Annotated in this window: 24 protein-coding genes and 1 tRNA gene; 14 read left to right on the top strand and 11 right to left on the bottom strand. The window is 61.1% G+C overall.

Features of this window, described 5'->3' with window-relative positions:
* Positions 1-2,268 (top strand): DUF2254 family protein, encoded by a 2,268-nt coding sequence (locus tag EEB12_RS00200; RefSeq protein WP_141487245.1) that lies wholly within the window; start codon positions 1-3, stop codon positions 2,266-2,268.
* Here the strand turns inward: EEB12_RS00200 and EEB12_RS00195 are convergent.
* From EEB12_RS00195 to EEB12_RS00175, 5 genes are all read right to left on the bottom strand, one after another.
* On the bottom strand, positions 2,230-3,519 hold the full coding sequence (locus EEB12_RS00195) for an alpha/beta hydrolase (protein ID WP_141487244.1): 1,290 nt from the start codon (positions 3,517-3,519) through the stop codon (positions 2,230-2,232). The genes EEB12_RS00200 and EEB12_RS00195 overlap by 39 nt on opposite strands.
* 65 nt (positions 3,520-3,584) lie before the next feature.
* Positions 3,585-6,068 carry an aminopeptidase N gene (pepN, locus tag EEB12_RS00190; RefSeq protein ID WP_141487243.1) on the bottom strand — a complete coding sequence of 828 codons (2,484 nt, stop codon included), beginning with the start codon at positions 6,066-6,068 and terminating at the stop codon, positions 3,585-3,587.
* Positions 6,069-6,116: 48 nt separating this feature from the next.
* On the bottom strand, positions 6,117-6,917 hold the full coding sequence (thiD, locus tag EEB12_RS00185) for a bifunctional hydroxymethylpyrimidine kinase/phosphomethylpyrimidine kinase (protein WP_003946192.1): 801 nt from the start codon (positions 6,915-6,917) through the stop codon (positions 6,117-6,119).
* A gap of 93 nt (positions 6,918-7,010) precedes the next feature.
* Positions 7,011-7,625: a class F sortase gene (locus EEB12_RS00180; protein WP_258537308.1), complete on the bottom strand. Its 615-nt coding sequence runs from the start codon at positions 7,623-7,625 to the stop codon at positions 7,011-7,013.
* Positions 7,622-8,359 carry a hypothetical protein gene (locus EEB12_RS00175; RefSeq protein ID WP_047888131.1) on the bottom strand — a complete coding sequence of 246 codons (738 nt, stop codon included), beginning with the start codon at positions 8,357-8,359 and terminating at the stop codon, positions 7,622-7,624. Before EEB12_RS00175 ends, EEB12_RS00180 begins: the two co-directional genes overlap by 4 nt.
* Before the next feature lie 337 nt (positions 8,360-8,696).
* Between EEB12_RS00175 and EEB12_RS00170 the strand changes: the two genes are divergently transcribed.
* The gene (locus tag EEB12_RS00170; protein ID WP_020969697.1) at positions 8,697-9,140 is read left to right on the top strand and encodes a hypothetical protein; all 444 of its coding nucleotides are present in this window, start codon (positions 8,697-8,699) and stop codon (positions 9,138-9,140) included.
* A 21-nt stretch (positions 9,141-9,161) separates the two neighbouring features.
* The gene (locus tag EEB12_RS00165) at positions 9,162-9,983 is read left to right on the top strand and encodes a class II glutamine amidotransferase (protein WP_141487242.1); all 822 of its coding nucleotides are present in this window, start codon (positions 9,162-9,164) and stop codon (positions 9,981-9,983) included.
* A gap of 85 nt (positions 9,984-10,068) precedes the next feature.
* On the opposite strand, the gene EEB12_RS00160 is transcribed toward EEB12_RS00165, so the two are convergent.
* On the bottom strand, positions 10,069-10,626 hold the full coding sequence (locus tag EEB12_RS00160; protein WP_020907848.1) for a QsdR family transcriptional regulator: 558 nt from the start codon (positions 10,624-10,626) through the stop codon (positions 10,069-10,071).
* A 275-nt stretch (positions 10,627-10,901) separates the two neighbouring features.
* On the opposite strand from EEB12_RS00160, the gene EEB12_RS00155 reads away from it, so the two are divergent.
* From EEB12_RS00155 to EEB12_RS00115, 9 genes are all read left to right on the top strand, one after another.
* The gene (locus tag EEB12_RS00155; protein WP_241841158.1) at positions 10,902-11,813 is read left to right on the top strand and encodes an ABC transporter ATP-binding protein; all 912 of its coding nucleotides are present in this window, start codon (positions 10,902-10,904) and stop codon (positions 11,811-11,813) included.
* The gene (locus EEB12_RS00150) at positions 11,813-12,787 is read left to right on the top strand and encodes an ABC transporter ATP-binding protein (RefSeq protein WP_020907850.1); all 975 of its coding nucleotides are present in this window, start codon (positions 11,813-11,815) and stop codon (positions 12,785-12,787) included. Before EEB12_RS00155 ends, EEB12_RS00150 begins: the two co-directional genes overlap by 1 nt.
* Before the next feature lie 55 nt (positions 12,788-12,842).
* A complete protein-coding gene (locus EEB12_RS00145) occupies positions 12,843-14,450 on the top strand; it encodes an ABC transporter substrate-binding protein (protein WP_141487241.1) in 1,608 nt (535 codons plus the stop codon).
* 80 nt (positions 14,451-14,530) lie between these two features.
* Positions 14,531-15,493 carry an ABC transporter permease gene (locus tag EEB12_RS00140; protein WP_158510646.1) on the top strand — a complete coding sequence of 321 codons (963 nt, stop codon included), beginning with the start codon at positions 14,531-14,533 and terminating at the stop codon, positions 15,491-15,493.
* Positions 15,490-16,350: an ABC transporter permease gene (locus EEB12_RS00135; RefSeq protein WP_020969703.1), complete on the top strand. Its 861-nt coding sequence runs from the start codon at positions 15,490-15,492 to the stop codon at positions 16,348-16,350. The genes EEB12_RS00140 and EEB12_RS00135 overlap by 4 nt, the downstream gene beginning before the upstream one ends.
* A 65-nt stretch (positions 16,351-16,415) precedes the next feature.
* A complete protein-coding gene (locus tag EEB12_RS00130) occupies positions 16,416-17,300 on the top strand; it encodes an SCO6745 family protein (protein ID WP_141487240.1) in 885 nt (294 codons plus the stop codon).
* A gap of 166 nt (positions 17,301-17,466) precedes the next feature.
* Complete coding sequence (locus tag EEB12_RS00125) at positions 17,467-18,147, top strand: hypothetical protein (RefSeq protein ID WP_141487239.1); 681 nt, start codon at positions 17,467-17,469, stop codon at positions 18,145-18,147.
* Positions 18,148-18,182: 35 nt separating this feature from the next.
* Positions 18,183-18,524 (top strand): hypothetical protein, encoded by a 342-nt coding sequence (locus EEB12_RS00120; RefSeq protein WP_047888127.1) that lies wholly within the window; start codon positions 18,183-18,185, stop codon positions 18,522-18,524.
* Between the two features lie 654 nt (positions 18,525-19,178).
* Entirely contained in the window at positions 19,179-20,255 is a 1,077-nt protein-coding gene (locus EEB12_RS00115) for an SHOCT domain-containing protein (RefSeq protein ID WP_134999320.1), read from the top strand.
* A 265-nt stretch (positions 20,256-20,520) separates the two neighbouring features.
* Here EEB12_RS00115 and EEB12_RS00110 read toward each other — a convergent pair whose 3' ends face one another.
* Positions 20,521-20,955: a hypothetical protein gene (locus tag EEB12_RS00110; RefSeq protein WP_141487238.1), complete on the bottom strand. Its 435-nt coding sequence runs from the start codon at positions 20,953-20,955 to the stop codon at positions 20,521-20,523.
* Positions 20,956-21,421: 466 nt separating this feature from the next.
* On the opposite strand from EEB12_RS00110, the gene EEB12_RS00100 reads away from it, so the two are divergent.
* Both EEB12_RS00100 and EEB12_RS30670 read left to right on the top strand, forming a co-directional pair.
* Positions 21,422-21,847 carry a hypothetical protein gene (locus EEB12_RS00100; protein WP_141487237.1) on the top strand — a complete coding sequence of 142 codons (426 nt, stop codon included), beginning with the start codon at positions 21,422-21,424 and terminating at the stop codon, positions 21,845-21,847.
* A gap of 219 nt (positions 21,848-22,066) precedes the next feature.
* Positions 22,067-22,228 (top strand): hypothetical protein, encoded by a 162-nt coding sequence (locus EEB12_RS30670; protein ID WP_198586352.1) that lies wholly within the window; start codon positions 22,067-22,069, stop codon positions 22,226-22,228.
* Positions 22,229-22,289: 61 nt separating this feature from the next.
* On the opposite strand, the gene EEB12_RS00090 is transcribed toward EEB12_RS30670, so the two are convergent.
* The 4 genes from EEB12_RS00090 to EEB12_RS31110 all read right to left on the bottom strand — a co-directional run bounded on the left by EEB12_RS00090 (position 22,290) and on the right by EEB12_RS31110 (position 26,003).
* Positions 22,290-22,363 (bottom strand) — tRNA-Pro (locus EEB12_RS00090).
* Between the two features lie 102 nt (positions 22,364-22,465).
* Positions 22,466-23,893: a ribosome biogenesis GTPase Der gene (gene der, locus EEB12_RS00085; protein WP_019748583.1), complete on the bottom strand. Its 1,428-nt coding sequence runs from the start codon at positions 23,891-23,893 to the stop codon at positions 22,466-22,468.
* Positions 23,890-24,570: a (d)CMP kinase gene (cmk, locus tag EEB12_RS00080; protein ID WP_029255443.1), complete on the bottom strand. Its 681-nt coding sequence runs from the start codon at positions 24,568-24,570 to the stop codon at positions 23,890-23,892. The genes der and cmk overlap by 4 nt, the downstream gene beginning before the upstream one ends.
* Positions 24,571-24,581: 11 nt before the next feature.
* Entirely contained in the window at positions 24,582-26,003 is a 1,422-nt protein-coding gene (locus EEB12_RS31110) for a pseudouridine synthase (protein WP_019748584.1), read from the bottom strand.
* Positions 26,004-26,072 lie beyond the last annotated feature (69 nt).

The raw sequence follows: 26,072 nt of genomic DNA, 5'->3' as shown, positions 1-26,072 counted from the left end.
GTGCGGTCCTGGTTCGAGCACACGGTCGTCGACACCGGCAGACTCCCGCTGTTCTTCCTTCTGCTCGCCTTTGTCCTGACGTTCCTGTTCATTCGGTTCAGCGTTCGAATGATCCGAGCTGAGGTCTCGTGGTGGCCAGGCAATGTCACGCCCGGTGGAATGCACATCCACCACATGGTTTTCGGTTTGATGATGATGCTCGTGTCCGGCTTTGCCTTCATCGCTCTGGCCGACTATCACACCCCGATCGCCAACTGTGTTCTTGCGTCGGTGTTCGGTATCGGCAGCGCGCTGGTCCTCGACGAGTACGCACTCGTGCTACATCTGCGCGACGTCTACTGGGCCGAGGAGGGGCGCTCGTCCATCGACGCGGTGTTCGTTGCCATCGCGATCTCGTTCCTTTTCCTTCTCGGAGTCCACCCGATCGGGTTCGCGGGAGAGTTCGACCCGTATGAGCAGGACCGTAGCCTGGCGACGTTGATCGGCGTTGTCGTCGCGATCGTGATCCAACTCGGACTCGCCGTGATCACGTTGATGAAGGGCAAACTCTGGACCGGCTTGATCGGACTGTTCTTCACCCCGCTTCTGTTGGTCGGAGCAATTCGGTTGAGTCGCCCGGGTGCGCCGTGGGCGCGTTCGCGTTACCGCGACAAGCCCGCGAAGATGAGCCGGGCAGTCGCCCGTGAGCAGCGGTATCGCGAGCCGATGATCCACGCGAAGATCTACGTTCAGGAAACGGTGTCAGGAAGTTTCGGTTCCACTCCTCCGACCCCACCACCACTCCCCGTCGTCGACACCACGACGCCTACGACGAAAGTCGGACTAACACGGCGGCTTTCGGACAGAATTCGCTGGCGCCGAACTCGCCGACGATTACGAACAGTCCCGGTCTGGCGCCTCCCCGTGATCCTCGTCGTGCTGTCCGTCGTCACCGCGAACATCCTCGTCGGGATCGACGGAGACCTGGTGAGCGACGGCGACGTCGGTACCATTTCCGAGGGCGTGGACGCCGGTGCCACCGCAACGCTGCTCAGCGTCATCGCCGGCGGGATGATCACTCTCACCGGTCTGGTGTTCACCGCCATCACCCTCGCAATGCAGTTCGGCGCATCGCAGATTTCGGTGCGGGTGGTCCCGATGCTTGCGCAACAGCGAGTGATGCGGTGGTCGATCGGCATGTTTCTGGCCACGTTCGTCTTCTCCTTGATCATTGCGCTCGATCTGGCGCTCGATTCGGAGAATTCCTCACCGACCATCTCCACGGCGATCGCACTGCTTCTGGCATTGGCCAGTGCGATCCTGTTCATCGCGTTGGTGGCGAAGGTCGGGTCGATTCTCAATTCCAGTCGGTTGCTGCGTTGGATAGCGGCCCAAGGTCGCAGCGCGACGATTCGTGCCTATCCGCTGTACGAGGACTTACCTTCCGGCGCACCGAAACCCAGTCAGCCGCTCCCACTCCCCCAACCGCGCGAGTCCGAAACCTCCGAGAGCGCCGACGCACTGGTGATTCGCCTGCGCCACCTCTCACCCGACGGCCGGATTCTGCTGGCGATCGATCTCGCACGACTGCAGCGGTTGGCGAGCCGCTGGGACGTCTCGGTCGAGGTCGTCCCCAGCATCGGCGAGTTCGTCGCCCAGAACGCGCCCCTCTTCGAGGTACGCGGACCGTCGCTGAAGGTACGTCCTGACACCTTGATGTCGTGCTTGATCTTCGGTGACACGCACAGCCCGGTCGTCAGCCCCGGTGCAGCGCTTCAGTCGATCGTGGACATCGCGCTCAAGGCGCTGTCACCCGCCATCAACGACCCGGGCCGAGCCGTGCAGGCTCTCGACCACATCGAAGATCTTCTGGTACTTCTCGCCCCGCGGGTCCGCTTCGACACGTCAACCTCGGATCTCACGCTGATCCGAGGGCAGCAACGCACCTGGACCGATTACGTGTCCGTCGCCACCGACGAGATCCGGCACTTCAGTACCAATTCCGCGCAGGTCCAGCGTCGTCTACGCGCGGTATTCGCCACCTTGCTCGAAGCCTGCCCGCCGGACCAGCACCCTCCGCTACTCGAGCGCGTCGACGCACTCGATGCGCAATTGACCCGAGAATGGACCGGCGCACTCGACCTTCGGCTCGCGAGTGTGGCAGATCCGCAGGGATTGGGCTCCGAAGCCGGGGCGACCGGAAGAATTCACCCGCTGATCATCGGGTCTTCGGAACTTCCAGACGAACGTTCATCCGGGCAGGCCGAGTCGCGTTCCCAGCCAACCTAATTGACTCGCCAATCCAGCCGACCACACCTGGAAGCTGTGTCCTCCGTCGACCTCGGCGTACTGGACGTCCATCCCTGCGGCTTTTGCGGCTTCGTAGAGCGTTTGAAGACCTGGGCGGTAGTCGTTGTCCTGTTTGCCGACCACGAACACTCCGGCGCTGTCGGGGAACTTCTTCTCCCGGAGCAGATCCTGCGGATTCACTGCCACGAACGCGGCTTCGTTACCGCCGAACGCTGCATCGACCGTCTGCTTCCGATCACCGAGGGTGGGTTCGATCTGACCGGACAGATCCAGGAACGTCGGATATACCGCGGGGAAGTTCGTTGCCATCTGGAACGCGCAGGTACCGCCGTAGGAAAGTCCCCCGATCGCCCACTTCCTCGGGTCGGGATCCACCTGGAGGTTCCCGCGCACCCAGTCGGGGACATCGCGCGAAAGGTACGTTGCGACGTTCCCGAGTTGGGAATCGACGCAGAGCGGATTCGCCAGTTCCGACCCGGTCCCGTCAGCAACGACGACAACGGGAGCCAAGCCCGAATGCGCAGCGGCGTAGGCATCCATGGTCTGGACGAGACGTCCGCCCTGTAGCCAGTCCTCGGGCGCGCCTGGTTGGCCGGCAAGCAGTACCAACACCGGCAACTCCGGTCGTGGGTTGGTGAAATACGCGGGCGGTAGGTAGATCTCGGCGTCGCGGGCGCTGAATCCGGAGACCGTCCCCGCAATCGTGACCGTGCTGACCTTGCCGGCCGACGGCATGTCCACTGGAGCCTTCCATTGCGAAACCGGTACCGCCCCGTCCTTGCCGTCGTCCAGGTCGGCGAGTGAAACCTTCTCCGCGTCCGAGAGTCCCAGCGCTGTTCCCAACGTCGGATACGACTGGAACTGCAGATTCACGTGAGCCGCGCTCGACACGACCACCAGGAGCACGGAGACCACGGTGAGCACGCGGCCGTCGATCCGCGTCGCCGCAAAGACCCGCGAAACACCCAGCAGCACGCCGAGAATGCCCAACCCGATCCACACGTAGACCGGACGGGCAATCGGATCGGGGAACGGGTGCCACACCTTCTCGATCAGCCAGTACAGCACGAGAGTGATCGCAATTGCCGCGACGATGCAGACCGGAATCGAGATCAGCACGTGACGCCTCGATCTCGAGAAGATCAGCCACAGAAGTGCCAGAATTCCGAGCACCGTCACCACGGGCGGAACCGGGCCCGTGACCAGCGACAGATCCGTGATCGTGTGCACGTCGTCTCCCGTCGCAGCCCTGTTTAGACAATATCCAAGAACAGGACATTTCGGAGCTGATGGCGTCAGATCACTGCGTTCGACGCCTGGGCACGTAGGTCTCGGGCCAGGTGATCCCGACGCTCGAGAACAAGCCTCCGCAGCGACGCGGGCGCCTCCGCATTGGCCTGGATCCAGGAATCGACAGCAGAGGTGTCTTCAGCTGCCGGGAAGAGCCCGTTCACCAACCGTCGCGCGATCTCGATGCTGCGTTCGGACCACCACTCCCCCAGGGACGAGAAGTACTCGACCGCATATCCCTCGATCAACGACGGGTCCGTGCCCGAACGGAATCCGGCGATCGTCGCATCCAGGCGGTCGTTCGAGAGTGAGGCATCGGTGGTCGCCGACGCCCAGGCAGCCGCCTTGGTCTCGGCATCGGGAATCGACGCCGCGGCGCGGACGTACGCCGTTCGACCCGCTGACGTGCTGTCCTTGCTCAGCTCACTGTCAAAGTCGCTTACACTCGCATGCCCGGTCGCGGACAGGGCGATCCACAATGCCCACCGCAGATCAGGATCGAGAGCCAGTCCGACCGGTCCCGGGCACGTGCCGTCGAGTATCGACCGCAGCTCGCCGGCACGAGCATCGTTGACCGCTGCTGCGGCCGACAGAGCCCGTGCCCACGCCAGCTGTCTTCCGGACTCCGGTTCGGCTTCGAACACCGCCTTCCAGGTCGTTTCCAACCAGCCCGCACTGACATTGGGCCGCAAGCTTTTCGGAACGTAGTGAAGAACCGCGTATTGGGCATCGGTCAGGATCGCGCTGAGAATCGCAAGATCTGTCTCTGCGGGAGCGAATCGTTCCACCATGTCGAGGTATCGGAACACCGAGAGCTGCGCATCGCGCACCGAGTTCCACAGCGACGACCAGATCACACCGCGCGCAAGCGGATCGCTCACGCGGTCCAGGGACGCCTCGACCGTGGACAGAGATTCCGCGTCCAATCGCACCTTCGCGTAGGTGAGGTCTTCGTCGTTGAGCAGTGTGAGCGCTCCGGGCGGAAGGTCAACCGACGTGCGGGATTCGGTGATGTCGAGTTCGACGCGTTCGGTGCGAACAAGATCTCCGGACTCGTTGTAGTCGTAGATTCCGACTGCGAGCCGGTGCGGCCTCGGGTCCGTCTGGACCAGGTCTGTTCCGTCGAGCGACAGCGTGGACACTCCGGTGGTCTGCAACCAGATTCGGGCCCATTCGCGCACATCACGTCCAGAAGTCTCCGCGAGCACGTCGAGCAGATCAACAAGCGTGGTGTTCCCGAAGGCGTGGGCCTTGAAGTACCGTCGTGCCGCTTCGAAGAACGCGTCACGGCCGACGAAAGCCACGAGTTGCTTGAGGACACTAGCGCCCTTGGCGTAGGTGATTCCGTCGAAGTTCAGCTTTGCAGCTTCGAGATCGACGATGTCGGCGACGATGGGATGCGTGGTCGGCAGCTGATCTTGGAGGTACGCCCACGCCTTTCGCTTGATGGCAAATGCTACCCAGGCATCGGTGAAGCGAGTGGCTTCGGCGCTGACCAGCGATCCCATGAAGTCGGCGAAGGATTCCTTGAGCCACAAGTCATCCCACCAGACCATGGTCACGAGATCGCCGAACCACATGTGCGCCATTTCGTGCAGGATCGTGTTGGCGCGACGCTGATGCTGCTCGTCGGTTGCGGTGCCGCGGAACACATACGCCTCGGTGAAGGTCACCAGTCCCGGGTTCTCCATGGCGCCGAGGTTGTACTCGGGGACGAAGATCTGGTCGTACTTGCCGAACGGATACGGATAGTCGAAGTGCTCGGCGTAGAAGTCCAGCCCCTGACGGGTGATGTCGAAAACATTGTCCGCATCGAGATGAGGAGCCAAAGACGCCCGGCACAAAGCGCCCAACTCGACAGTGAGTTCGCCGCGACTCCACGACGAGGCCACGCGGTGATACGGCCCGGCCGCGATCGCGGTGATGTAAGTCGAGATCGGCAGCGTCGGCGCGAAAGTGACGCGTTGCGCACCGTCGACGGAGAGAGTCCGTGTCGCGGGCTGATTCGACAGGACTTCCCAGCCGTCAGGTGCTATCACCTCGAATGTGAAGGGCGCCTTGAGGTCCGGTTGCTCGAAGCAGGCGAAAACACGCCTGGCATCGGCGGGCTCGTATTGCGTGTACAGATACGTCTGATCGTCAGCGTCGTCGACAAATCGGTGCAGCCCTTCGCCGGAACGGCTGTAGTGGCCGTGTGCTGCCACCCGAACGACGTTCGATCCGCCGAGTCCGCGCACCACAATCCGGGACCCGTCGTACTCCACCGGAATGGACGCACCGTCGACCTCTACGGAATCGACTGCAGCACCGATGAAGTCGAGCCACGTGGACTCCGCCGACGACTTCAGATCAATTGTCGTGACGGTCGAAAAGGTCTTCGCGGCAGAGTCCGCCGCCGATCGCAGATCCAACTCCACCCGGTACCCGGTGACGTCGATGGTTCTAGATCGTTCGGCGACTTCGCTTCGATTCAGGTTCGCAGTACTCACGCACTCGATCCTGCCAGGCCGCACGCGGCGATGTGAGCCGCAGTGTGCCTATCCCTTGAAAGCGCCCTGCCAGACGGTGTCGAACGGCGTGTGTGCCGAGACGCGGCCTTCGATGCCCGCCGTGACGAACTTCTTGGCCAGAGCGACGGCTTCTCCCACGTCGGCGCCCTTTGCCAGTTCGGCGGTCACCGCGGCGGCCAGCGTGCAACCGGCACCCGAGACGCGCTCTTCGCCGACCTTGGGGGCGGAGAGAACCGTCACGTCGGTGCCGTCGAACAACACGTCGACGGCGTCGCCACCGGCGAGTTCGACACCACCCTTTGCGAGCACGTACTTGGGTCCGAGGTCGTGGATACGACGTGCCGCCTCGATGAGGTCGTCCACGCTTTCGATACTGTCCATTCCGGCGAGGGTGCGTGCCTCGAACAGGTTGGGTGTGACGACGGTGGCGAGCGGGAGGATCGAATCACGAAGTGCTGTATCGGTATCGAGAGCCGCGCCGGGCTCCTGGCCCTTGCAGATCAGGACCGGGTCGAGGACGACGTGGCGCCAGGACTGCCGACGCAGACCCTCTGCCACAACCTCGATCGTGGCGGGAGTGCCCAACATGCCGATCTTGACGACGTCCAGATCGTGAGCCGCAGTGGCAGCCTCGATCTGATCAGCGATCACGTCAGGAGCGATCGGCACGAAGCGATGACCCCAGTTGTTCTTGGGATCGAACGAGACGATGCATGTGGTGGTCGCTACGCCGTAGACGTCCAATGCCTGGAACGTCTTCAGGTCGACCTGCAGGCCGGCACCGCCAGTCGCTTCGGACCCAGCGATGACATAGGCGAGGTCAACCACAGCACAATCTCCTTCTTCGGACTTTCGAAACGTGCGTGGATGGCCACGAACGCGGGGCCCAGTTTATCAACCGTTCCGACGTCTGGTTTTCGGCTATGCGGGCACCGGAGTTCCCCACGCGACGTCGTTGTCCTCGTAACCGAAGGGTGGACCGACGAACTCGCCGCCGCAGGTGATCAGCGCGAGGGTTTCCGGTCCGTCGAGGCTGTTCAATCGCTCGACCGGCAGCTCGCCGTCTTTGCCATAGTGATCGACCGCGTCGATACGGTAGTTCCAGGTCTGTCCCCCGGCGCCCGCCACGGTCACGATCGAGCCGATTTCCAGTGTCGAGAACTTCTTTCCGAAACCGTCACCCTGATAGATGTCGTTGATGTGTCCGGTGATCACCACGGTGCCCGCGCCCGAACCCGGGAATGCCGAATCTGCCCACCATCCGATCTCACTGACATCCTCGGGCGGAATGAGCGAGCCGTCTGTCGTCGTCTTGATCGACAGAACGTCAGCGGTGCTGTCGACTATGCGAAGCGTGGTCGGGACATCCGGACCGTCGACCACAGCGCGAATCTCTGGCCGCAAATCTTGTTGGCCGGTCGCGAGGACGCGGGTCGGCGAGTCACCGTCGTCGGAACATCCGCCGATCAAGAGCATTGTCGCCACTACTGCAGCGGCCCATGTTCGACGGACCGTGGATCCAGGTGCCGCTGTCACGGGCGAGAAGTCGGGCCGGACGGAATCTGGGAAATTGGTACTCGGTTTCCGACGTCACGACCGGGAAGTGCGTCACCGGAATCCCCACCGTTCCCACCGGAACCGTCACCACCGACGTTCCCGCCACCGCTTCCATTCCCGCCGCCGCCGGAGCCCGGGCCGGGGCCGGGGCCGGGGCATTCACCTCCCGGATCGGTGGTGTCGCCTGCCAAGACAATCTTGACTGCCGAGAGGTTGACTGTCTGGTTCTGTGCCACTTGTCCAGGAGTTGTGACGTCGAATGCGAGCTTGGCACGAACCGGAATGACCGAGCCGTCGTCGGCATCGGTGACCGTCGATCCTGAGCGACCGAGGTCTTGGGTCAACGTCATTCTGGAGATCAAATCCTGATCTCCGGTCAAGCCGGCGCCGTCGATCCGAAGGGTCCCTCGGACGGGACTTCCGTGGGCTCTGATCGTCACCGATGCGCGAAACTCGAGGATGTCTCCCGGCACTGTCCGCCAAGCCTCGATCGAGTTGATCTTCGTTCCCGGTGAACCAGTCGAGATGTCGTACCAACCGTCTATCACTGCCGGATCGAGTGACATCGAATTGTCGTTGATCTCGGGAGTGCACGCGTGAGTGAGTGCGACCGGTGCTGCCGACCCCACCGCGGGAAGTGCCGTCGATACAACAGCTGCCAAGACGAAGGCCGTCGCGGAGATGCCCGCGGAACGCCTGCCGAAGATCGTCATTCTCTCGCTACTCTTTTCCGCGGACCGTAGCTTCCGGTCAATTCAGTCAAAATACCAGTACAGCTGGACAAATAGGTCGAATTCCGTGCCGAATTCTTCTTGTTTTCTGTGAACTTCGGTTACGAGCAATTCCTCCGCACACGCGTTCCGGCAAGGGGTACATCGCATCAACAGGGGCCAGAAGTTACATTTCGCCCGTACATCGGAGCAGAACGCACTGATTTCTCACCGAACCGGACCGGCATTTCCGTTTCACGGCAGTCGGCCGGTGGAACAACGATCGGTACAACGTGCCGGGCACGTGTCCGGTCACCCCACCGAATCAAGGGAAACCGCCATGTCGGATACAACGTCAGTCAAGCAGGGTTTCGCGGTAGGAACATCAATCGGGGCAGCAGTCATCCTGGTGACGGTCGGCATCGTGCAGTTCTTTCAAGGACTCGCTGCCGTCGCCGAAAACGAAGTGTTCGTAGTCGGGATCGACTACGTCTATCAATTCGACCTGACGACGTGGGGTTGGATCCATCTCGTGCTGGGCGCGCTCGTCGCTCTCGTCGGTCTCGCACTGTTCACCGGAACGGCGTGGGCACGGGTATCGGCAGTCGTGATCTGTGCGATCTCGATCATCGCGAACTTCTTGTGGCTGCCGTATTACCCCTGGTGGTCGACTCTCATCATCGCGCTGAACATCGTCGTGATCTGGGCTGTGTCGACATGGAAGCCCACCCAGACGACGCACGCCGCTGCGCATGCACCGACAACGCCGACTCAATCTGTTTGAGTTGAAAGCATGTGTAGGTGGATGGCGTATTCGGGAGAGCCGATACTGGCTAATGACTTGCTGTTCAGGCCACAGCACTCGCTGATCGACCAGAGCCTGCATTCTCAACTCGGGGCAACGACGACGAATGGTGACGGCTTCGGAATCGGTTGGTACGGGGAGGGGTCCCAACCAGCAGTGTTCAAGAGCATCGAACCCGCGTGGAACGACTCGAACCTGCGCGAGGTCACCTCTCAACTGCGCACCCCTCTCATGTTCGCCCACGTGCGCGCTTCGACGGGCACTGCGGTGCAGCGCAGCAACTGCCACCCATTTCGGCACGGCAATTGGTTGTGGATGCACAACGGTTCACTACGCGGATTCCACGACATGAAAAGGGAATTGGTGACTGCCATTGATCCGTCGCTCTTTCCGGATCTCGAAGGATCGACGGACTCGGAAACCTTGTTCTTCCTCGCACTGACATTCGGCCTGACCGACGATCCGTTCGAAGGTGTCGCGAGGGCCGTTGGATTTGTCGAGCACACGGCTCGCTCGCAGGGAATCGACAATCCGGTCCAGATGACCGTTGCTACGTCGGATGGCGTCTCCACCTGGATCTTTCGCTATTCGAGCGAGAACCGATCGAGGTCACTGTTCTTCTCCACCGAGATCTCCACGTTGCGCAAGCTCCATCCTGAGGTGGATGCCCTGCACCATCTGAGTGAGGAGACCCGAATCGTCGTATCCGAGCCTCTGCGCGACCTTCCTGGAGCATGGAACGAGGTTCCCGAGTCCGCCGCAGGCGTCATTCGGCCCGGACGGGACGAGATGCGGAACTTCGCGCCGATCCCCGCGGCCTGAATTCCTCACACGGGCAGACGTAGCTATGAAATAGCTTGCGCTCGAGTTGTTTTCACGACCACCTAGCAAGCCAAAACTCGGCGCGCTAGTTACGCGAGAGGATGAGCCGGAACGCCAGGCGAGCCTTCTCAGTGTCCGGAGTGCCACCGGTGAGCAAATCGTTGTAGATGAACGACTCACCCACGCGAACCAGCAGATATGCCATGTCCTCGACGGGCAGGTCAGGCCGAATCTGCTCCGGTATTTCGGCTTCGATCAGCCTCCGCACGGATTCGACCATCGTCCCCTGAATCGGCCCGAGTCCAGTAGTGAGTATGCATAACGCCTTCTGCGGCTCGCGAGTCAAATATGCCCGGAAGAATTCGGTCTCGATCGTCGCCCGCGCATGGTAAGTGAGGACGTCGACAACCCTTGACACCCCGCTTCCGCCGCACTCCGCGAGGCCCATTCGCCACGTTCGACGCGCCAGAGAATCGAGTACGTCCCCGGTAATCGTGTCGCGATTCCCTGCGCGCCGGAACAACGTAGTCCGATCCACGCCCAACTCGGTAGCCAAAGCATTCACATCGAGCGGTTTTCCGGCTGCGAACTGTCGGCGGGCAGCACTCAACGCCTCCGCGCGAACGTCACGTGTCTCGGCCATGCAGTGAATGTATCCCTGACGACGTGCTGGTCGGTAGCCGGAGACAGTGAACGAGAACCATCAACGACAATCGTTGCAACATTCATTGACTTTGTTGCAGGTGAGTGTTTATGGTTCCCCGGTACGTGATTCCAGTCACAACAATTCAGTTGTTTACGGAGGAATGCGATGAACGATCACCAGTGGACGACTCGACGATGAGCCCACTTCTGCAAGTCCGAGATCTCACGGTTGACATTGGGACAGAAACGATTTCGAACAGGCTCCTCGACGGTGTGAGCTTCGAGTTGGGAGCCGGCGAGGTCACCGGCCTCGTGGGCGAGAGTGGGAGCGGAAAGACACTGACCGGACTCGCTCTGCTCGGGCTCTTGCCACGCACGGCGACAGTCAACGGAAGTATCCGCTTCGAGGAACGGGAACTTGTCGGCCTGCCCGCCGCCGAGTTGAGGAAAATACGCGGTCGCGACGTCAGTATGGTGTTCCAGGACCCGAGTTCGGCGCTCAATCCCTCCGTCAGCATCGGTCGCCAGATCGTCGATGTATTGAAGGCCCACCGCGACATCACGAAGGCCGACGCGGAGGACGTAGCTACAGATCTTCTCCACCAGGTCGGTCTGGCAGACCCGAACAGAACCTTGAAGTCGTACGGATACGAGCTTTCCGGTGGGATGTGTCAGCGGGTGATGATCGCGATGGCCCTGGCGTGCGGTCCGAAGTTGCTGATCGCAGACGAACCGACAACAGCGCTCGACGTGACGATCCAAGCTCAGATTGTCGATCTCCTTCGAGAACTGGCCGAACAACGCGATCTTGCCGTGTTGTTGATCAGTCACGACCTAGCGGTTGTCGCCGAGGTCGCGGATCGAGTAGTCACGATGTTTCGCGGCGAAATCGTCGACGTCGCGCCGCGGGACGCGCTGCTTCGCCGGCCCGCGCATCCGTACACGTTCAGCCTTCTCGAAGCGGCACGATCGACCTTCGAAGACATCTCCTACCGATCACCCAAGTTTCGAGGCGATTTCACCACCAGCGCCCGTGCTGACGGCGTGGGTTGCCGATACGTCGCCCGGTGCAACTACTCCGAGGAGCGTTGCGCATCCGATCATCCACTTCTGATCGGATCACCGGAATCGGCAACGAGATGTCATCGCAGTTCCGAACTCCAGTTGCTCGGACTGGTGAGCTGATGCGCAACACCGACATCATCGTCGATGTTCGGAATCTGGCCGTCGAGTACGGACGAGGGCGCAAAACTCTTCGAGCGGTCGACGACGTCAGCTTCTCCGTGCACAGAGGTGAAACCCTGGCGATCATCGGTGAATCAGGGTCGGGAAAATCTTCGACGGCCCACGCTCTGGCCGGCCTGGTCGGTACGGCAGCAGGCTCCATCACGACGAACCTCGACAGCCCGGCTTTCGGCAAGGGCGGATCGTCCCATCTCATCTTTCAAAATCCCACGTCGGCTTTGAACACACGGATGGCCTCTTGGGCTTGCGTGGCCGAGCCGATGGCGCCAGGACGCGTACGCATCCCGCAGTCGTTGCGGCCGAAAGCCGTCGAGCTGTTGCGTCGAGTCGGTCTCGGCGCCGAGCTTGCCGACCGTCTCCCGACCCAGCTCTCCGGCGGCCAACGCCAACGCGTGACCATCGCTCGCGCACTTGCCTCCAAGGCACCCTTGATTCTCTGCGACGAACCTGTTGCTTCCCTCGATGTTTCACTGCAGGAAGAGGTGTTGCAACTTCTTGCCGAGCTCCGGGATGAGCACGACCTCACGTACATCTTCATTTCGCACGATTTGGGTTCGGTGGCACGGATCGCCGATCGCGTCGCGGTGATGTACCTCGGGCGAATCGTCGAGATCGGACCGGTTGCCACGGTCCTGAGGACTCCGTCGCACCCCTACACGCAGGCACTTCTCGCCGCGGCCCCGCACATCGAACTCGAGCGCCGCAGTCGTCGAAAAGCATTGGTGCGCGGGGAGTTACCCGACCCTCGTAATCCACCCTCGGGCTGTCGATTCCGCACCCGCTGTCCGTTTGCGATGGATCGCTGCGCGTCGGAATCGCCGGCACTTCGCGCGGCCTCGAATTCCGCACACAGCTCCGCGTGCCATCTATCGTCCCCGGCCACATCGACCGGCATCTCGAACCTGCCGCAGTAAATGCGTGCCGCGTCAGTCTCCCCATTCCGAGAAGACCAAAGCGAAAGTCCACCATATGAATCCACGTCTGTCTTTGCGATCCCGATATCCGATCACACGCTTCCAGAATCATGGGAAGCGTGGACCCCATGTCCTCGTTGCTGCGTTCGCACTTTCTGCCCTCGTGCTCAGCGGCTGTTCGAGCAGCGCCACCGGTACCGCCGGCGGTACCGGACCTGCTGATCCGAACGCCGAACTGAAGGTCGCGACTTCACACGTCCCAGCTTCGCTCGACCCGTGTGCGGGAAACATCGGATACGACATCGACTACCTACAGTTGATGTATGCACCACTGATCGATGCTGAACCTGCCACCCAGAAACTGCGGCCCGGAATCGCCAGCGAGTGGGGTTTCTCCGGACCGGACAACCTCACGTTCGAGATGACGTTGCAGAACGGCTTGACCTTCCACGACGGAACAACTCTCGATGCAGCAGCAGTCAAGGCAAGCATGGAACACTGCTTGAGTCTCGGAATCGTTTCCGTCCCGACGATCAAGAGCGTCGAAGCAACGTCCCCGGATCAGATAAAGATCTCGTTGAGCGAACCTACCTCCGGCTTACCAGGGTGGCTCAACGGCAGACTGGGAATGATTGTCTCCCCCACTGCACTGACAGCGGCCGGGACGGACTTCGCCAACAAGCCTGTAGGCGCCGGGCCGTACACGTTCACCAGCGCAGTCCCGAACAGTTCGTACACATTCAGTCGATTCGACGACTACAAACCGGCAGGTCCTCCCAACCCCCAGCTCGCCAAGATCCAGATCCAGGTGATCTCCAACCCCACAGCGCTGACAAATGCCCTTACATCGAACGCCGCGGATTTTGCATACGGGCTCACACCGTCGAGTGCTCCGATCCTCGAACGGAATCCCAACCTGAACGTCAGTCACGACCCGAGACTCGGAGTTGCGCTCGTAGTGATCAACAACAAGAACCCCGTGGTTAACGACGTCCGGGTTCGTCTGGCGATGCAGTATGCGCTCGACCGCAAAGCAATTGCGCGAGCTGCACTGGACAGCGCGGAAGGTACTGCGGCCTTCGGTCAATATCCTCCCGGTTCGCAGTTCTACGACGAGGAAACCGAAGATGCATGGCCGTACGACCCGGAGAAGGCCAAATCGCTGCTAGCGGAGGCTGGGTATCCGAACGGGGTCACCGTGCGCGGATTAGCAGGCAATCTACCGCCGTACTCGACCAACGCGGTCCTTGTCGGAGAACAATGGGAGAAGGTCGGCATCAAGGTCGACTTCGTCGAAATGAGTGGACCTCAGGCGATTACGGAGTTCGTCGCACACAACAGCGCGGACGTCTTCAGCGTGGGATGGCCCACGCGAGCATCCGCACCGCTCAATTTCGAAGCCTCGCTGGGTTCGCGGTCGTACTTCCGGCAGAATTCCGTTCCCAACGAGGAGTTGGAGAAGTTGATTGCACTGTTGAACAACACGTATGACGAAACCGCTCAGCTCGACATCGTCAAACAGATCAATCAAGTCGTGATCAAGTCCGCTGAGTACGTACCGTTGTACTTCACTCCCGACGTGGTCGCCTACACGAAGAACGTCCACGGGGCCGTTCCCGCACTGAACGGCTCCCCCAATCTGACGTACCTCTCGAAGCCATGACGACGACCGTTGTATCGCAAGAGAATTCGTTGGCCCCCGAGCCTGAGAGCGTTCCGACCCGAAACCCTCACCGATCGCCGGTGAATCCTTACATACGGATGATCGGCGTCCGGTTCGCACAGATAATTCCTACCGCGATTATCGCTAGTTTCATAACCTTTGCCCTTATCCGGATAATCCCCGGTGGACCAGCCGAGGCACTTCTCGGTCCGAACGGCAGCGATGAAGCGATCGCGGCACTCAACGAGCGCCTCGGATTGAATCAACCTCTGCTGGTCCAGTACTGGAACTGGGTGGTGTCGGCTCTGCACGGAGATCTGGGAACGTCGCTACAGAACAGCGCCCCCGTCGGCCCACAGATCCTTGCGCGCCTGCCGGCGAGCGCCGAGCTCGTTGTACTCGCACTGTTACTGTCCGCCGTCGTCGCCATACCGCTCGGTGTGTGGACCGCGACGCGGCAGGGACGACGCAGCGATGGTCTGACTCGCACGGTTTCGGGGATCGGACTCGCGGTACCGGACTTCTTCCTCGCTATCGTGCTGGTCGATGTCTTCGCCCTCGGTTTGGGAGTTCTACCGGTGCTCGGCTGGGTTCCTCTCGAGAACAGTGTGATCGACAACCTGAGCCATTTGGTCCTACCAGCAACGGCGCTCGCTGCCGGCGCAGCATCGATTGCGGTTCGGCAGACCAGGGCTGCGATGATCGAGACACTGTCAAGTGACTACGTACGAACTGCGCGTGCGATGGGTATCGACGAGCGGAAGATCGTGTGGCGCTACGCGCTACGAAACATCGTTCCCACGATTGTCACTGTCTATGGATTGCTCGCCGTGGCGATGCTGGGTGCGACGGTCATTCTCGAGCAGATCTTCGTGCTGCCGGGCCTCGGGAGCGCTCTCGTCATTGCGATCGACACGCGAGATTATCCGATGCTTCAAGGCATTGTGTTGCTGTTCGTCGTGATCGTGCTTCTCGTGAACATCCTGGTCGACGTCGTCAACAACATGATCAGCCCACAATTAAGGAAGGGAACGATCTCGTGAGCCAACTCGCGCTGACCACCGCAGGCGAGACCCGCTCCAAGTGGGCTCTCCCTCGACTGCACCCCGGATTATGGCTCAGCTACTGCTTTCTCGGAACGCTGATAGCGGCGTCCGTCTTGGCCTCGTTCGTGGCTCCGCACAGTCCGACCGATCAGAACCTGACCAACACGTTCGCCGGTCCGAGTGCACAGCACCTGCTTGGCACTGACGGCTTCGGTCGTGACGTGCTCAGTCGATTGATCTGGGGAGGACGCTCCGCCTTCTTCGGCGTCGCGATCGCTGTCGCCGTCAGTCTGCTGTTGGGAATTCCGTGGGGGTTGATCGCCGGATATTGGCCACGCTGGATCGGCGCGTCACTCCTCCGGGTGGCGGACGCATTGCTGGCATTCCCAGGTTTGGTTCTCGCAGTGGCTATTACCGGAGTTCTGGGGCCGAGCCTGATCACGTCGATGTCCGCGCTCGGAGTCGTCTATGCACCCACAATTGCAAGAATTCTGGCTGCCGGGGTCAGCGAAACGAGGAACCGAGACTTCGTTCTGAGCGCGCGACTCTCAGGATGCCCTCCGCACGTAGTGCTCCTGCGTCATCTTCTTCCGCACGCAATCGGGCCGGTTGTCGTTCAGGTGACCGTGCTCACCGGCCTGACTTTTCTCGCGCAGGCGGCACTCTCATTCCTTGGGTTGGGAATACAGCCCCCCACTCCGAGTTGGGGCGGTGACTTATCCGATGCGTACCTGCACATCTTGAGTGCACCACAACAGATTCTCCCCTCCGGCATTCTGATTTCATTGGTCGTCCTGGCCGTCTACCGAGTGGGTGATGCCGTCCGGGACCGCATGTATGTCAGAGGGAGATAGCGGGCGTAGAACAACCATCCGACTCGACTGTTCGAAGACCACACCACCAGCATGAAGGAATATCGATGACCTCGATCGCACCAGAAACCGCGCGCCGCGTCTTCCGTGGAGCCGAACCGATACACGGCATGATCTACTTCACCCCTTTCGGCGCGGAAGCATATGCCGCACTGGGCTTTACACACCCTCGAATGGGTTACTTCGCTTCGCGGTCTGCGCCCATGGGCGCAGTAGCGGCTGAAGTCACCATCGCTACGTTCTTCAACTTCAACCCAGCACTGGTACACGCGGTGCTGCCGGAAGCCTGGACAATCGCCACCCCCGAACAGATCCTCACCGCTCGACTCGACGCTGTCGACCGTTCGCTGCGCAAGGCCTGGGGAGAACATGTCGACGGCAGCGAAGTTCGCGAAGCTGCCGAACTCGCACGTCGAGCCGCGGAACGCGCCTGCAACAGACCACAAGGGCGCCCCCTGTTCGGTGGGCACGCATCATTGCCGTGGCCTGATGAGCCTCATCTCGTGTTGTGGCATGCCCAATCCTTGCTCCGGGAGTTTCGCGGAGATTCTCATGTCGCACTTCTTCACACCGAAGGACTCAACGGTGTCGAAGCGTTGGTAGTCCACGCCGCAACCGGTGATGTTCCTGCTGCTGCTCTGCAAATGAGCCGGGCATGGGACAACGATCAGTGGGCGGAAGGCGTCGCCAGTGTGCGGGCGCGTGGATGGCTCGAAGACGGTCCCGAGCTTCACCTGAACGAGGTGGGTCGTGATCGCCGGCAGAGGGTTGAGCATCAGACTGATGTGCTGGGGTCGTACCCGTACGAAGCGATCGGTGAAACCGGATGCAGTCGACTCCTCGAAATCTCGGAACGTCTCTCCGGTGAAGTGATCGATGCAGATCTCGGATTCCCGGCAGCTCTGGCAGCGCGTCGCCGATTACGTGCGTGACAGCAAGCGGTGAGTGTCGAACGTGGCTGGTGGTAATACGACGAGGGCATTACCACCAGCCCGTTCACCGGAATTCGACTGAGCCCCGAACCTACGCAGCGGGTCGTCATCCGAATGAGACTGCCGTTGTGCCGAATCCTCGCGCAGGATGGGTCAAGATGGCTTGATGTGGAAACAGGCACTCGGGTTTGCTTTGTTCGGAGCGACCGTTGCCATCGTCACGGCGGCGCTGACACGAGGATCGTCACAGGCGTCGGCCACGATCACCCTCTTTTCGGGTGGCACGACAATCTCGGGCTTCGCGGGTGAATCGCAATGGACCTGGCCCATCGAGGCTGCGGTGACCGGCGCCGGTCTGGGCGCGCTGACCGGGCTCGTACTCCACCTCGCGGGTGTGCGAATCTCCGGAGGTCAGGACAATCGAATGCTTCGAACTGTGGTGGCAGGGCTCGTGGGAGTCACGCTGGGGTTGACGCCCCTGTTGGTCTTGATCAGCATGGCATTCACCAGGTCGGTTGACATCGGATGGTCCCCGCTCCTGGTTTATGCCGTCAGCGGTTTCCTGGCCTACGCCCTGGCGGTCGCCGCCGTGTTCGGAGTTCTTCGCGCTGCCGGGGATCGACTTACTACGCGCACGGCGCAGGCGGTGGCGGCGATACTTCCGGTCGGGGCATTGGCGGCGACGACTGTAGGTGTCGGTACTGCGTGGAGGCTGGGCTTTTCCACCGCCGCTCCCACCTGGATCGCGGTCGTACTGCTGGTGGTTCTCGTATTGGCCATGACGTTCGTTGCGGCCCGGGCGTGGGCTCTACGGATTCAGCCTCGTGACTTACCAGAAGTCGCATAGGCAGTGGGACGATTGATTCGGACGGGTGCGTCGAGATGAGGGGCGAACGAATCTTCGCGGGACTCGTCGTCGGCCTCCTACTGGGGCTGTTCGGCTACCTGCCATTGGTACTCCTGTGGCAACACTTCGCGGATGTCCCCCAGCCGCAGCTGTATCCGAACCGTTCGTTCACGTCGTTCGGCCCTAACCCACCACCGCTCACCTACTGGATAAGTTGGGCGGCGCCTGCCGCCGTGTTCGTCTTGCTCGGACTTATGACTATTCCCAGCCGCACCGGCCGGCAATTCGCGTTGCCATTGGTGTTTGCGTTCCTTCCGGTCGCTGCAATGGTGGCGTGGTTCTGGATCTCGATGGAACTTTTCTTCAGCCCCGACTGAAAAGGCCGCAACGAGGCATGCGCTAGTGGATGTTCGCACTCGAACGACACGTCACGCCGGTCATTCACTACCTGATCCTTCGCTGCCACAACTCCAAAGACGAGGACGAAGTTGTCGACGGTGGTCGCGCGCAGCCCGCGGAGCGCACCCATTACTTTCCGGCGAGCACAAGGGGCGAACGGGAGCAAACGAAGCGTGAGGTGTACCTGAGCTGTGGTGACAACTGGGTCGCCGAGCGCGATTCCGAAGTGGTTAGACTTCTGGGAAGTCCGATTCGGAAATCTGCTGCGCTTCGTTCGTGTCACCCAGCATCCCACAGACTCGGAGTTGGAAGTGCTTTGGTCTGTCATGACGCATGTACTACGAGGCGACACTCGAAGCGACCAAGCATTGACTTGATAAGCGACCGATCATAAATTGATCACACTGCGCCGCATTCGAAACACGCGTTCATCACCGCTCACCGACAGTTGACCAACATCCGCGAGTGCACGTCCAAAGTACTTCAAAGCGTCGCAGTCCGAGTTCGGAGATCGACGGCTTTAGCCTGAGTGGTTTCTGAGCGAGAAACAATACCGACCGTTGCGGCGATAAAGTACTCAACTGAAGCATCAGCCACTCAACGGCATTCAGCCCTTGACGAAGGAACATACTTTGGCACCCCAACACGCCCCCAAGCTGAAGGAAAAAGTTGCCGAGAAGTGGGCGACAAGCATTCGAGGACAACTCTTTCCAGGCGAAGAGATTTGGGCCTTGGCCAAGACGAATCAAGTCAGGCCTACGCTGGAGGGGTTGGCAATTACGAATGCCCGCGTCATGGCTTTCAGCAGCATCGATGTCGCCACAGCCGGACCTCGAGTGTCCGTGGAGGCAGACAACATCGCCCGCTTCGAAATCGTCAAGAAGATGACCGGCAAACACCTTCACGTCACAGATCTCGGACAGCAAACGCTTCAGTTTGGCGCAATCAATGACGCGGACGTCGACTTCGTCTGTCACTATGTCCATCATCTCGCATCGGCGGGTTTTCCTCCCGGAATGCGTGAGATCCTCATAACGCGAAGCATGGCCACAACCGAATCTGCGCGCGCACGTGACGTCGGCCGATCCGAAGTGGAAATCATTGGAGCACCGCTCAAGGATGTCGCGTGGCGAACCATCGACGAACACACAACCCCAGACGAATTGCCCTGGTTCGTAATCAACGCTGGTTCCGCTGGATTCCTTGCTGCGTTCGAAGACCGTCTCATCGTCGCGAAAGTCGGTGGTATGGCCGGCTTTATGACGGGGTCGATGGGTGGTGGTCGAGTTACGTCCTTCCCATACTCCGACATCACCAACATCGAATACAACAGCGGGATGATGACTGGCGTTCTCGAAGTACTGACGCCGAGCTATCAGGGAACTTCGAACCACGACTACTGGAGGTCTGCTGGCGCGGGCCCAAACAAGGCCGGTGCCAGTCCATTCACTCTTTCAAACTGCCTCCCCCTCCCCAAAGCGCAACACAGAATAGCCCTTCCGCGCCTAACCGACCTACAGAAGAAGATCATCGACTACAAGCGTCCTACGATCAATGTGCAGCACACTCCGAGTTCGATCACCACCGCACCGCCAATAGGTCTAGCGGGAGAGCTCCAAAACCTCGCAAACCTCCACCATCAGGGAATACTCGACGAAGCGGAATTCGCCGCAGCGAAACAAGCAACAATTTCGCGCCACTCTACCTAACAACGTATTGCGCATGTGGACTCAGCACCACAGCCTCGTGTCAGAATCAATTGCACTTGAAGGGCACCTCCGCCGACTGAACCCCACCGCGCATAGATCTACCAATGCGGAGTTGAGTGGCGACGGGTGGTAGCGCTCGAGCTTCACGGGAGATGGAGGCGCGGCCACATGTCTTCGCCAACACCTTCCAATATCAAAGAACTCGCTCGAGCAACGCAAAATTCCTGGCCCGCGGACGTTGAATCCCGAGTTCCGACCTATTGCGTCACTCCGCGCCTAGCCTGCACCGAAGCCCGCCCTTGTTGCGCAATGCGATCCCCTGATGCACCGCAGCAAGTACCAATGCCAGCACTGCCGCCGGGAGGCTCCCCACCATCGAGAGCAGAGAAGGCATATCCGAGCTGAAAGCGGTAAAGAAACCCACTACTGCAGCGCAGAGCATTGTCGCCGAGACGATCCAGGAAACTAATGGTCGCGGAATCACGGCTGGAATGACGCACAGAGCCACCGGCAACGCCAGCACCAAGAAGAGCTCCCGCCCGAAATAGTCATGAATCGAGCGGTAGCAATCAGCAGAACTGAGCGGGCCTAGACCTATTTCGCAATCGGTGATCTCGTACAGCGGCCACTGTGCCGTCGCGGATCCTAGGATCCCGGTGGCAACCGCTAGTACAACCCACGCGATCCGAATCCCCGTCATACGAAGAGATCATGCCAGTAGGGAAAATTGTGCGCCGGCGCAGAAATCGGTTGCAACCCAAAATGCACGAAGGAGCGATAACGTCGACGGTAATCGAAGAAGGGACCAACGACGTTGATCGCATTGGGCGCACTGATTCTTGCTACTGCTGCCCATGTCTACGGCGCTCGCCTCGCAGCTCACGGAAACTACGGGTGGAGAATACCTCTCGCGGTGGGACCGTCCTCATCGCGAGCGGCACACCATGTTCGGCGTGCGCAACTCGCAGGTTGGGTTTTGAGCCTGATCGGGACATTCCGCGTCGTTGGCAACTATTGGGAGACAGCACCTCTTTTGAGTGCGGGTATCGCAGTCGCTGTACTCGGAATAGTTAACGGCCTGCCGAGTTTGACTGTCACCCTGATGCACAATCGACGGCCGCAACAGGCTTGAAGTTTTCGAGCATGTTTTGTGGAAGGGTGCTTGCATGGCAACACAACCGCATGGCCAGTCCATAACCCCGGCGTGGAAAGTATTCACGGCCATCGGTTTTGCAGGTATTGTGGGCGCTGCCGTGACGTACTTCCGAGACGGGTCCACTTTGGCGATCATTGGCGGGATGGTCATCCTCGCGATTGGTCTGCCGCTTACTGTCTGGTCCTTCCTGCGAATGCTGCGTGAGAATCGAGGACATCGCCTTCATTGGTGGAGAACACCGCCGGTCAATCCGAGGAACGTCGACCTGTCTCGTGCTGTCGGCATTCCGACTACAATATTCGGTGCACTGGCCATCTGGCTGAATACAGCAGGTTCGGCGCCGTGGTGGTTGGCAGCAATCTTTACCGCCATTCTGATCGCGCTCTTCGGAGCAACCGTTGCCGTCCACAATATTCGCCTCAGTCAGCGAAACTGAGCTAGCCTTCCGCGCATGCCGGTTTCTGCGGATGTTCGCGAGCGCCTTCGGTCTTACTTGGATCCAGATGACGAGATCCGGTACGTATTTCCAGCAGACGTTCTGATGAGCGCGAAACCGAGTGTGTTTGTCGTGGTGAGCCGAAAGGCGATCACCGTGTTCTCCACGAGCTTTCGGTCCAGAAAAGTGCCGCGGACGGTCCTTACACGGTTTCCGAGAATGACCGTTCTCGGCCCGGTCGATACTGCATCCACACCGCACTTCACTGCGGCGGGCATTACGTACGAGATCGACGAAGAATATGTTGCAGTCGTGAATGCTGCCGACGCGGAGCTCACGTCACCGCAGGACTTCCCACGAGATCCGTTGCCGAACCTGTGAGGCACATACAAAAAAGGCAGTTTCTCATTTCTGAGAAACTGCCTTTTTGATCTAACTTCGGTCGGGCTGACAGGATTTGAACCTGCGACCACTTGACCCCCAGTCAAGTGCGCTACCAAGCTGCGCCACAGCCCGTCCCACGCCCTTGTTTCGGGCGCTTGGAAAGATTACATCAGGGACGGGCCGAAGTACCAATCGGCTGGTCAGAGCCTTTTCGGTACCGATCTGGACGCAGAATCAGCGGCCCTTACGGTCACGCTTCTCGCGCACTCGTACGGATACGCGGATCGGGCTGCCGTCGAAGTTGAACTCTTCACGCAGACGCCGCTCGATGAAGCGGCGGTAGCCGGCCTCGAGGAAGCCCGTGGTGAAGAGAACGAATGTCGGCGGGCGGGTGCTTGCCTGAGTCGCGAACATGATGCGAGGCAGGCGACCACCACGCATTGGCGGCGGTGTTGCTGCCACAACTTCCTTGAGCCAGGTGTTCAGGCGACCCGTGGGGATTCGCTTGTCCCAGGACTCCAGAGCCGTGTCGAGCGCAGGCACGAGCTTCGCCACGGCGCGACCGGTGTGGGCGGAGATGTTGACTCGCTGAGCCCACGGAACGCGGACCAGATCGCGGTCCACTTCCTTGTCCAGCATGAGTCGACGGTCCTCGTCCACGAGGTCCCACTTGTTGAATGCGATCACCAATGCACGACCCGTGTCGGCCACCATGCTCAGAACACGGAGGTCCTGCTCGGTGATCGGCTCGTGTGCGTCGATGAGCAGGATCGCGACCTCAGCGGCCTCGATCGCACTCTTCGTACGCAGCGACGCATAGAACTCCGCGCCGCTGGCATGGCTGACACGCTTGCGCAGACCAGCCGTGTCGACGAAACGCCAAGGGCGCCCGCCGAGTTCGACGATGGAGTCGACCGGGTCGACGGTGGTGCCGGCAACGTTGTGCACGACGGACCGCTCATCACCGGACAGCTTGTTGAGCAAGCTGGACTTGCCGACGTTCGGCTTTCCGACGAGAGCAACACGACGCGGACCGCCGCCGGGGATACCTTCACGCGGGGTTTCCGGAAGCTTCTCCAGAACCTCGTCGAGCAGGTCGCCGGTGCCGCGCCCGTGCGTCGCACTCACGGAGTACGGCTGACCAAGACCCAAGGACCACAGCGCTGCAACCTCGGACTCGGTGCGTCCGTCGTCCACCTTGTTGGCAACGAGGATGACCGGAGTCTTCGAGCGGCGAAGCACTCGAGCGACAGCTTCGTCCGTCGTCGTAGCGCCGACAACGGCGTCGACGACCAGGAGAATGGCGTCAGCCGTTCCCATGGCCAATTCGGCCTGGCGGGCAACGGCCTGCTGAAGACCCTTTGCGTCGGGTTCCCATCCGCCGGTGTCCTGGACGAGGAAGCGCCGTCCGGCCCAGTTCGCCTCGTACGAGACGCGGTCACGAGTGACGCCGGGGATGTCCTCGACTACCGCTTCACGACGGCCGATGATGCGGTTGACGAGCGTCGACTTGCCGACGTTCGGTCGACCGACAACAGCCAAGGTCGGGACGGCAATGTGCGCTTCGCCTTCGCCGTCCGCTTCGAGATCGGCGTAATCCCACTCCGATTCCTCGGACCAAGTTCCGTCACCGGCATATTCGGTTACCAGATCGTCGCTCACTGCACTGCTCCAGTTCTGTCGCTGACCACCAACAGCAACTTGGCGATCACATCTTCAATTCCCAATTCGCTCGTATCCACCAGGATGGAATCCTCGGCAGGGCGCAACGGCGACACTGCCCGAGTCGAATCGAGATGGTCACGGCGCTGCACATCAGCCAGCACCGCTTCGTAATTGTCTTCACGGCCTTGGCCGACGTTCTGCGTATTGCGCCGTGCTGCACGGGTTTCCGCCGATGCGGTCAAGAAGATCTTGACGTCTGCATCGGGGAGTACGACGGTTCCGATGTCGCGACCTTCCACGACGATCCGCTCCGCACCGGCCGCCAACTCACGCTGAGTGGCGACCAGCAGGTCGCGAACCTCGGGCACAGCCGAGACCGCGGAGACAGCCTTGGTGACCGCGTCGCCGCGGATCTCCTCGCTGACGTCCGCGCCGTCGAGATGCACCTGTTCGCTGCTTGGATCGGTACCGATGGACCACGGCAATGCCGCAACGGCAGCGGTGATCGCGGCGGAATCAGCCAGATCGATTCCCTGACGAAGCACGTGCAGGGTCGCGATCCGGTAAATGGCTCCGGTGTCGAGGTAGCGAGCACCCAAACGCTGCGCCAACGCGCGAGAGACGCTGGACTTGCCGGTTCCGGACGGTCCGTCCATAGCGACTACCAGCGGCATGGACGAATCGGTCACAGGCCGACCGCCTCGTACAGTCCACCGACCTCGCTACGTCCGAGGACGCGCTGCGTTCCCGGACGCTGATCGCCGAGAGCGACAACTCCGACGTTGGTGCGAACCAGACGGACAACGGGGTGACCGACGGCATCGAGGAGGCGACGCACGATGTGCTTACGGCCCTCGTGCAGTACGAGCTTGACGAGCGTCTTGCCCTCGTTGATCTCGAGCACGGTGAACGCGTCCACCTTTGCCGGACCGTCATCGAGAGTGACACCGTCACGCAGCTGCTTGCCGGTACTGCGCTCGACAACGCCGTGAACCGTGGCGAGGTACGTCTTCGGAACCTCGAACGACGGGTGCATCAGGCGGTGAGCCAAGTCGCCGTCGTTGGTGAAGAGGAGCAAGCCTTCGGTGTCGGCGTCGAGACGGCCGACGTGGAAGAGCCGCTGACCCGATTGAACGCGCTCGGAGACGATGTCACCGACGCACGGACGACCGAGATCGTCGGACATGGTGCACTGCCAGCCACGCGGCTTGTTCATCGCGAGGTAGACGAGGTCCTTCTGCACGACGACGCGGACGCCGTCGACACGAACCACTGCGTTCTCGGGGTCGACACGCAGACCCTGCTCGACCACGATGCGGCCGTCGACCTCGACGCGACCCTGGTCGATCAGTTCTTCAGCTGCACGGCGTGATGCGACGCCGGCCTGAGCCAGTACCTTCTGCAAGCGGACGCCGTCGCCCTTCGGCGGGCCGTCGTGCTTGGTGATCTCGGCGTGCTGATGACGTGCCGGCTTGGCGTTGGACACCAACGGGTTCTGAGAGACGACGCGCTGCGGCTTCTCGGTCTTCGGCTTGCCACGCTTGTTGGTCGCCGGCGGTGTGGGAGCTGCCGGGCGCTTGCGCGGAGGTCCGTCGAACTTGGATCCACGAGGTGCGTTCGACCATGCGCCGCCGCGAGGAGCGTCGGGGCGTGCGCCGCGCTGATCGTCACTACGACGGTCGGCGCCACCGCGCGGTGCCCGACGGGCGTCTACGTGGGGGGTACGGCGGTCATCGCTGCGGGGTCCGCGGCGGTCGTCAGTGCGCGGTCCGCGACGATCGTCGTTGTAGCCACCACGACGGTCGTCCGTACGTGCGGGGCGACGGTCGTCGCTGCGCGGCGGGCGACGGTCATCGCTGCGCGGCGGGCGACGGTCATCATTGAATCCACCGCGACGGTCGTCCGTGCGGGGACGGTCGGATCCGGCGTTGCGGTCGTATCCGGAGGTACTGCGGGAAGTGTTGCTGCGTCCACCACGGGGCGCTTCGCTACGTGCGCCGCGGGGGGCGTCGCTGCGACCACCACGGGGGGCATCGCTGCGTGCGCCGCGGTTGTCGCGGGAGTTGTTACGGTCCGGTGTGCCATCACGGCGAGCGGGATTGTTCACTTTTTTCCTGTCAGTTTTCTACTGTTTCCCGAGCGTGGTCGGGTCTTTCTCGGTGCTGACGACGGCCGG

Source organism: Rhodococcus sp. WS1 (assembly GCF_003797745.1).
Taxonomy (GTDB): Bacteria; Actinomycetota; Actinomycetes; order Mycobacteriales; family Mycobacteriaceae; genus Rhodococcus_F; species Rhodococcus_F erythropolis.
Note: the sequence above shows the minus strand (reverse complement) of the source record. Positions and strands in the feature narration are given on the sequence as shown.

Bases quoted from the DNA above. Each gene is read 5' to 3' on its own strand.
- EEB12_RS00175 (WP_047888131.1), bottom strand. From the start codon at position 8,359: ATGACGATCTTCGGCAGGCGTTCCGCGGGCATCTCCGCGACGGCCTTC.
- EEB12_RS00170 (WP_020969697.1), top strand. From the start codon at position 8,697: ATGTCGGATACAACGTCAGTCAAGCAGGGTTTCGCGGTAGGAACATCA.
- EEB12_RS00165 (WP_141487242.1), top strand. From the start codon at position 9,162: ATGGCGTATTCGGGAGAGCCGATACTGGCTAATGACTTGCTGTTCAGG.
- EEB12_RS00160 (WP_020907848.1), bottom strand. From the start codon at position 10,626: ATGGCCGAGACACGTGACGTTCGCGCGGAGGCGTTGAGTGCTGCCCGC.
- EEB12_RS00150 (WP_020907850.1), top strand. From the start codon at position 11,813: ATGCGCAACACCGACATCATCGTCGATGTTCGGAATCTGGCCGTCGAG.
- EEB12_RS00145 (WP_141487241.1), top strand. From the start codon at position 12,843: ATGAATCCACGTCTGTCTTTGCGATCCCGATATCCGATCACACGCTTC.
- EEB12_RS00130 (WP_141487240.1), top strand. From the start codon at position 16,416: ATGACCTCGATCGCACCAGAAACCGCGCGCCGCGTCTTCCGTGGAGCC.
- EEB12_RS00125 (WP_141487239.1), top strand. From the start codon at position 17,467: ATGTGGAAACAGGCACTCGGGTTTGCTTTGTTCGGAGCGACCGTTGCC.
- EEB12_RS00120 (WP_047888127.1), top strand. From the start codon at position 18,183: ATGAGGGGCGAACGAATCTTCGCGGGACTCGTCGTCGGCCTCCTACTG.
- EEB12_RS00110 (WP_141487238.1), bottom strand. From the start codon at position 20,955: ATGACGGGGATTCGGATCGCGTGGGTTGTACTAGCGGTTGCCACCGGG.
- EEB12_RS00100 (WP_141487237.1), top strand. From the start codon at position 21,422: ATGGCAACACAACCGCATGGCCAGTCCATAACCCCGGCGTGGAAAGTA.
- EEB12_RS30670 (WP_198586352.1), top strand. From the start codon at position 22,067: ATGACCGTTCTCGGCCCGGTCGATACTGCATCCACACCGCACTTCACT.
- cmk (WP_029255443.1), bottom strand. From the start codon at position 24,570: ATGCCGCTGGTAGTCGCTATGGACGGACCGTCCGGAACCGGCAAGTCC.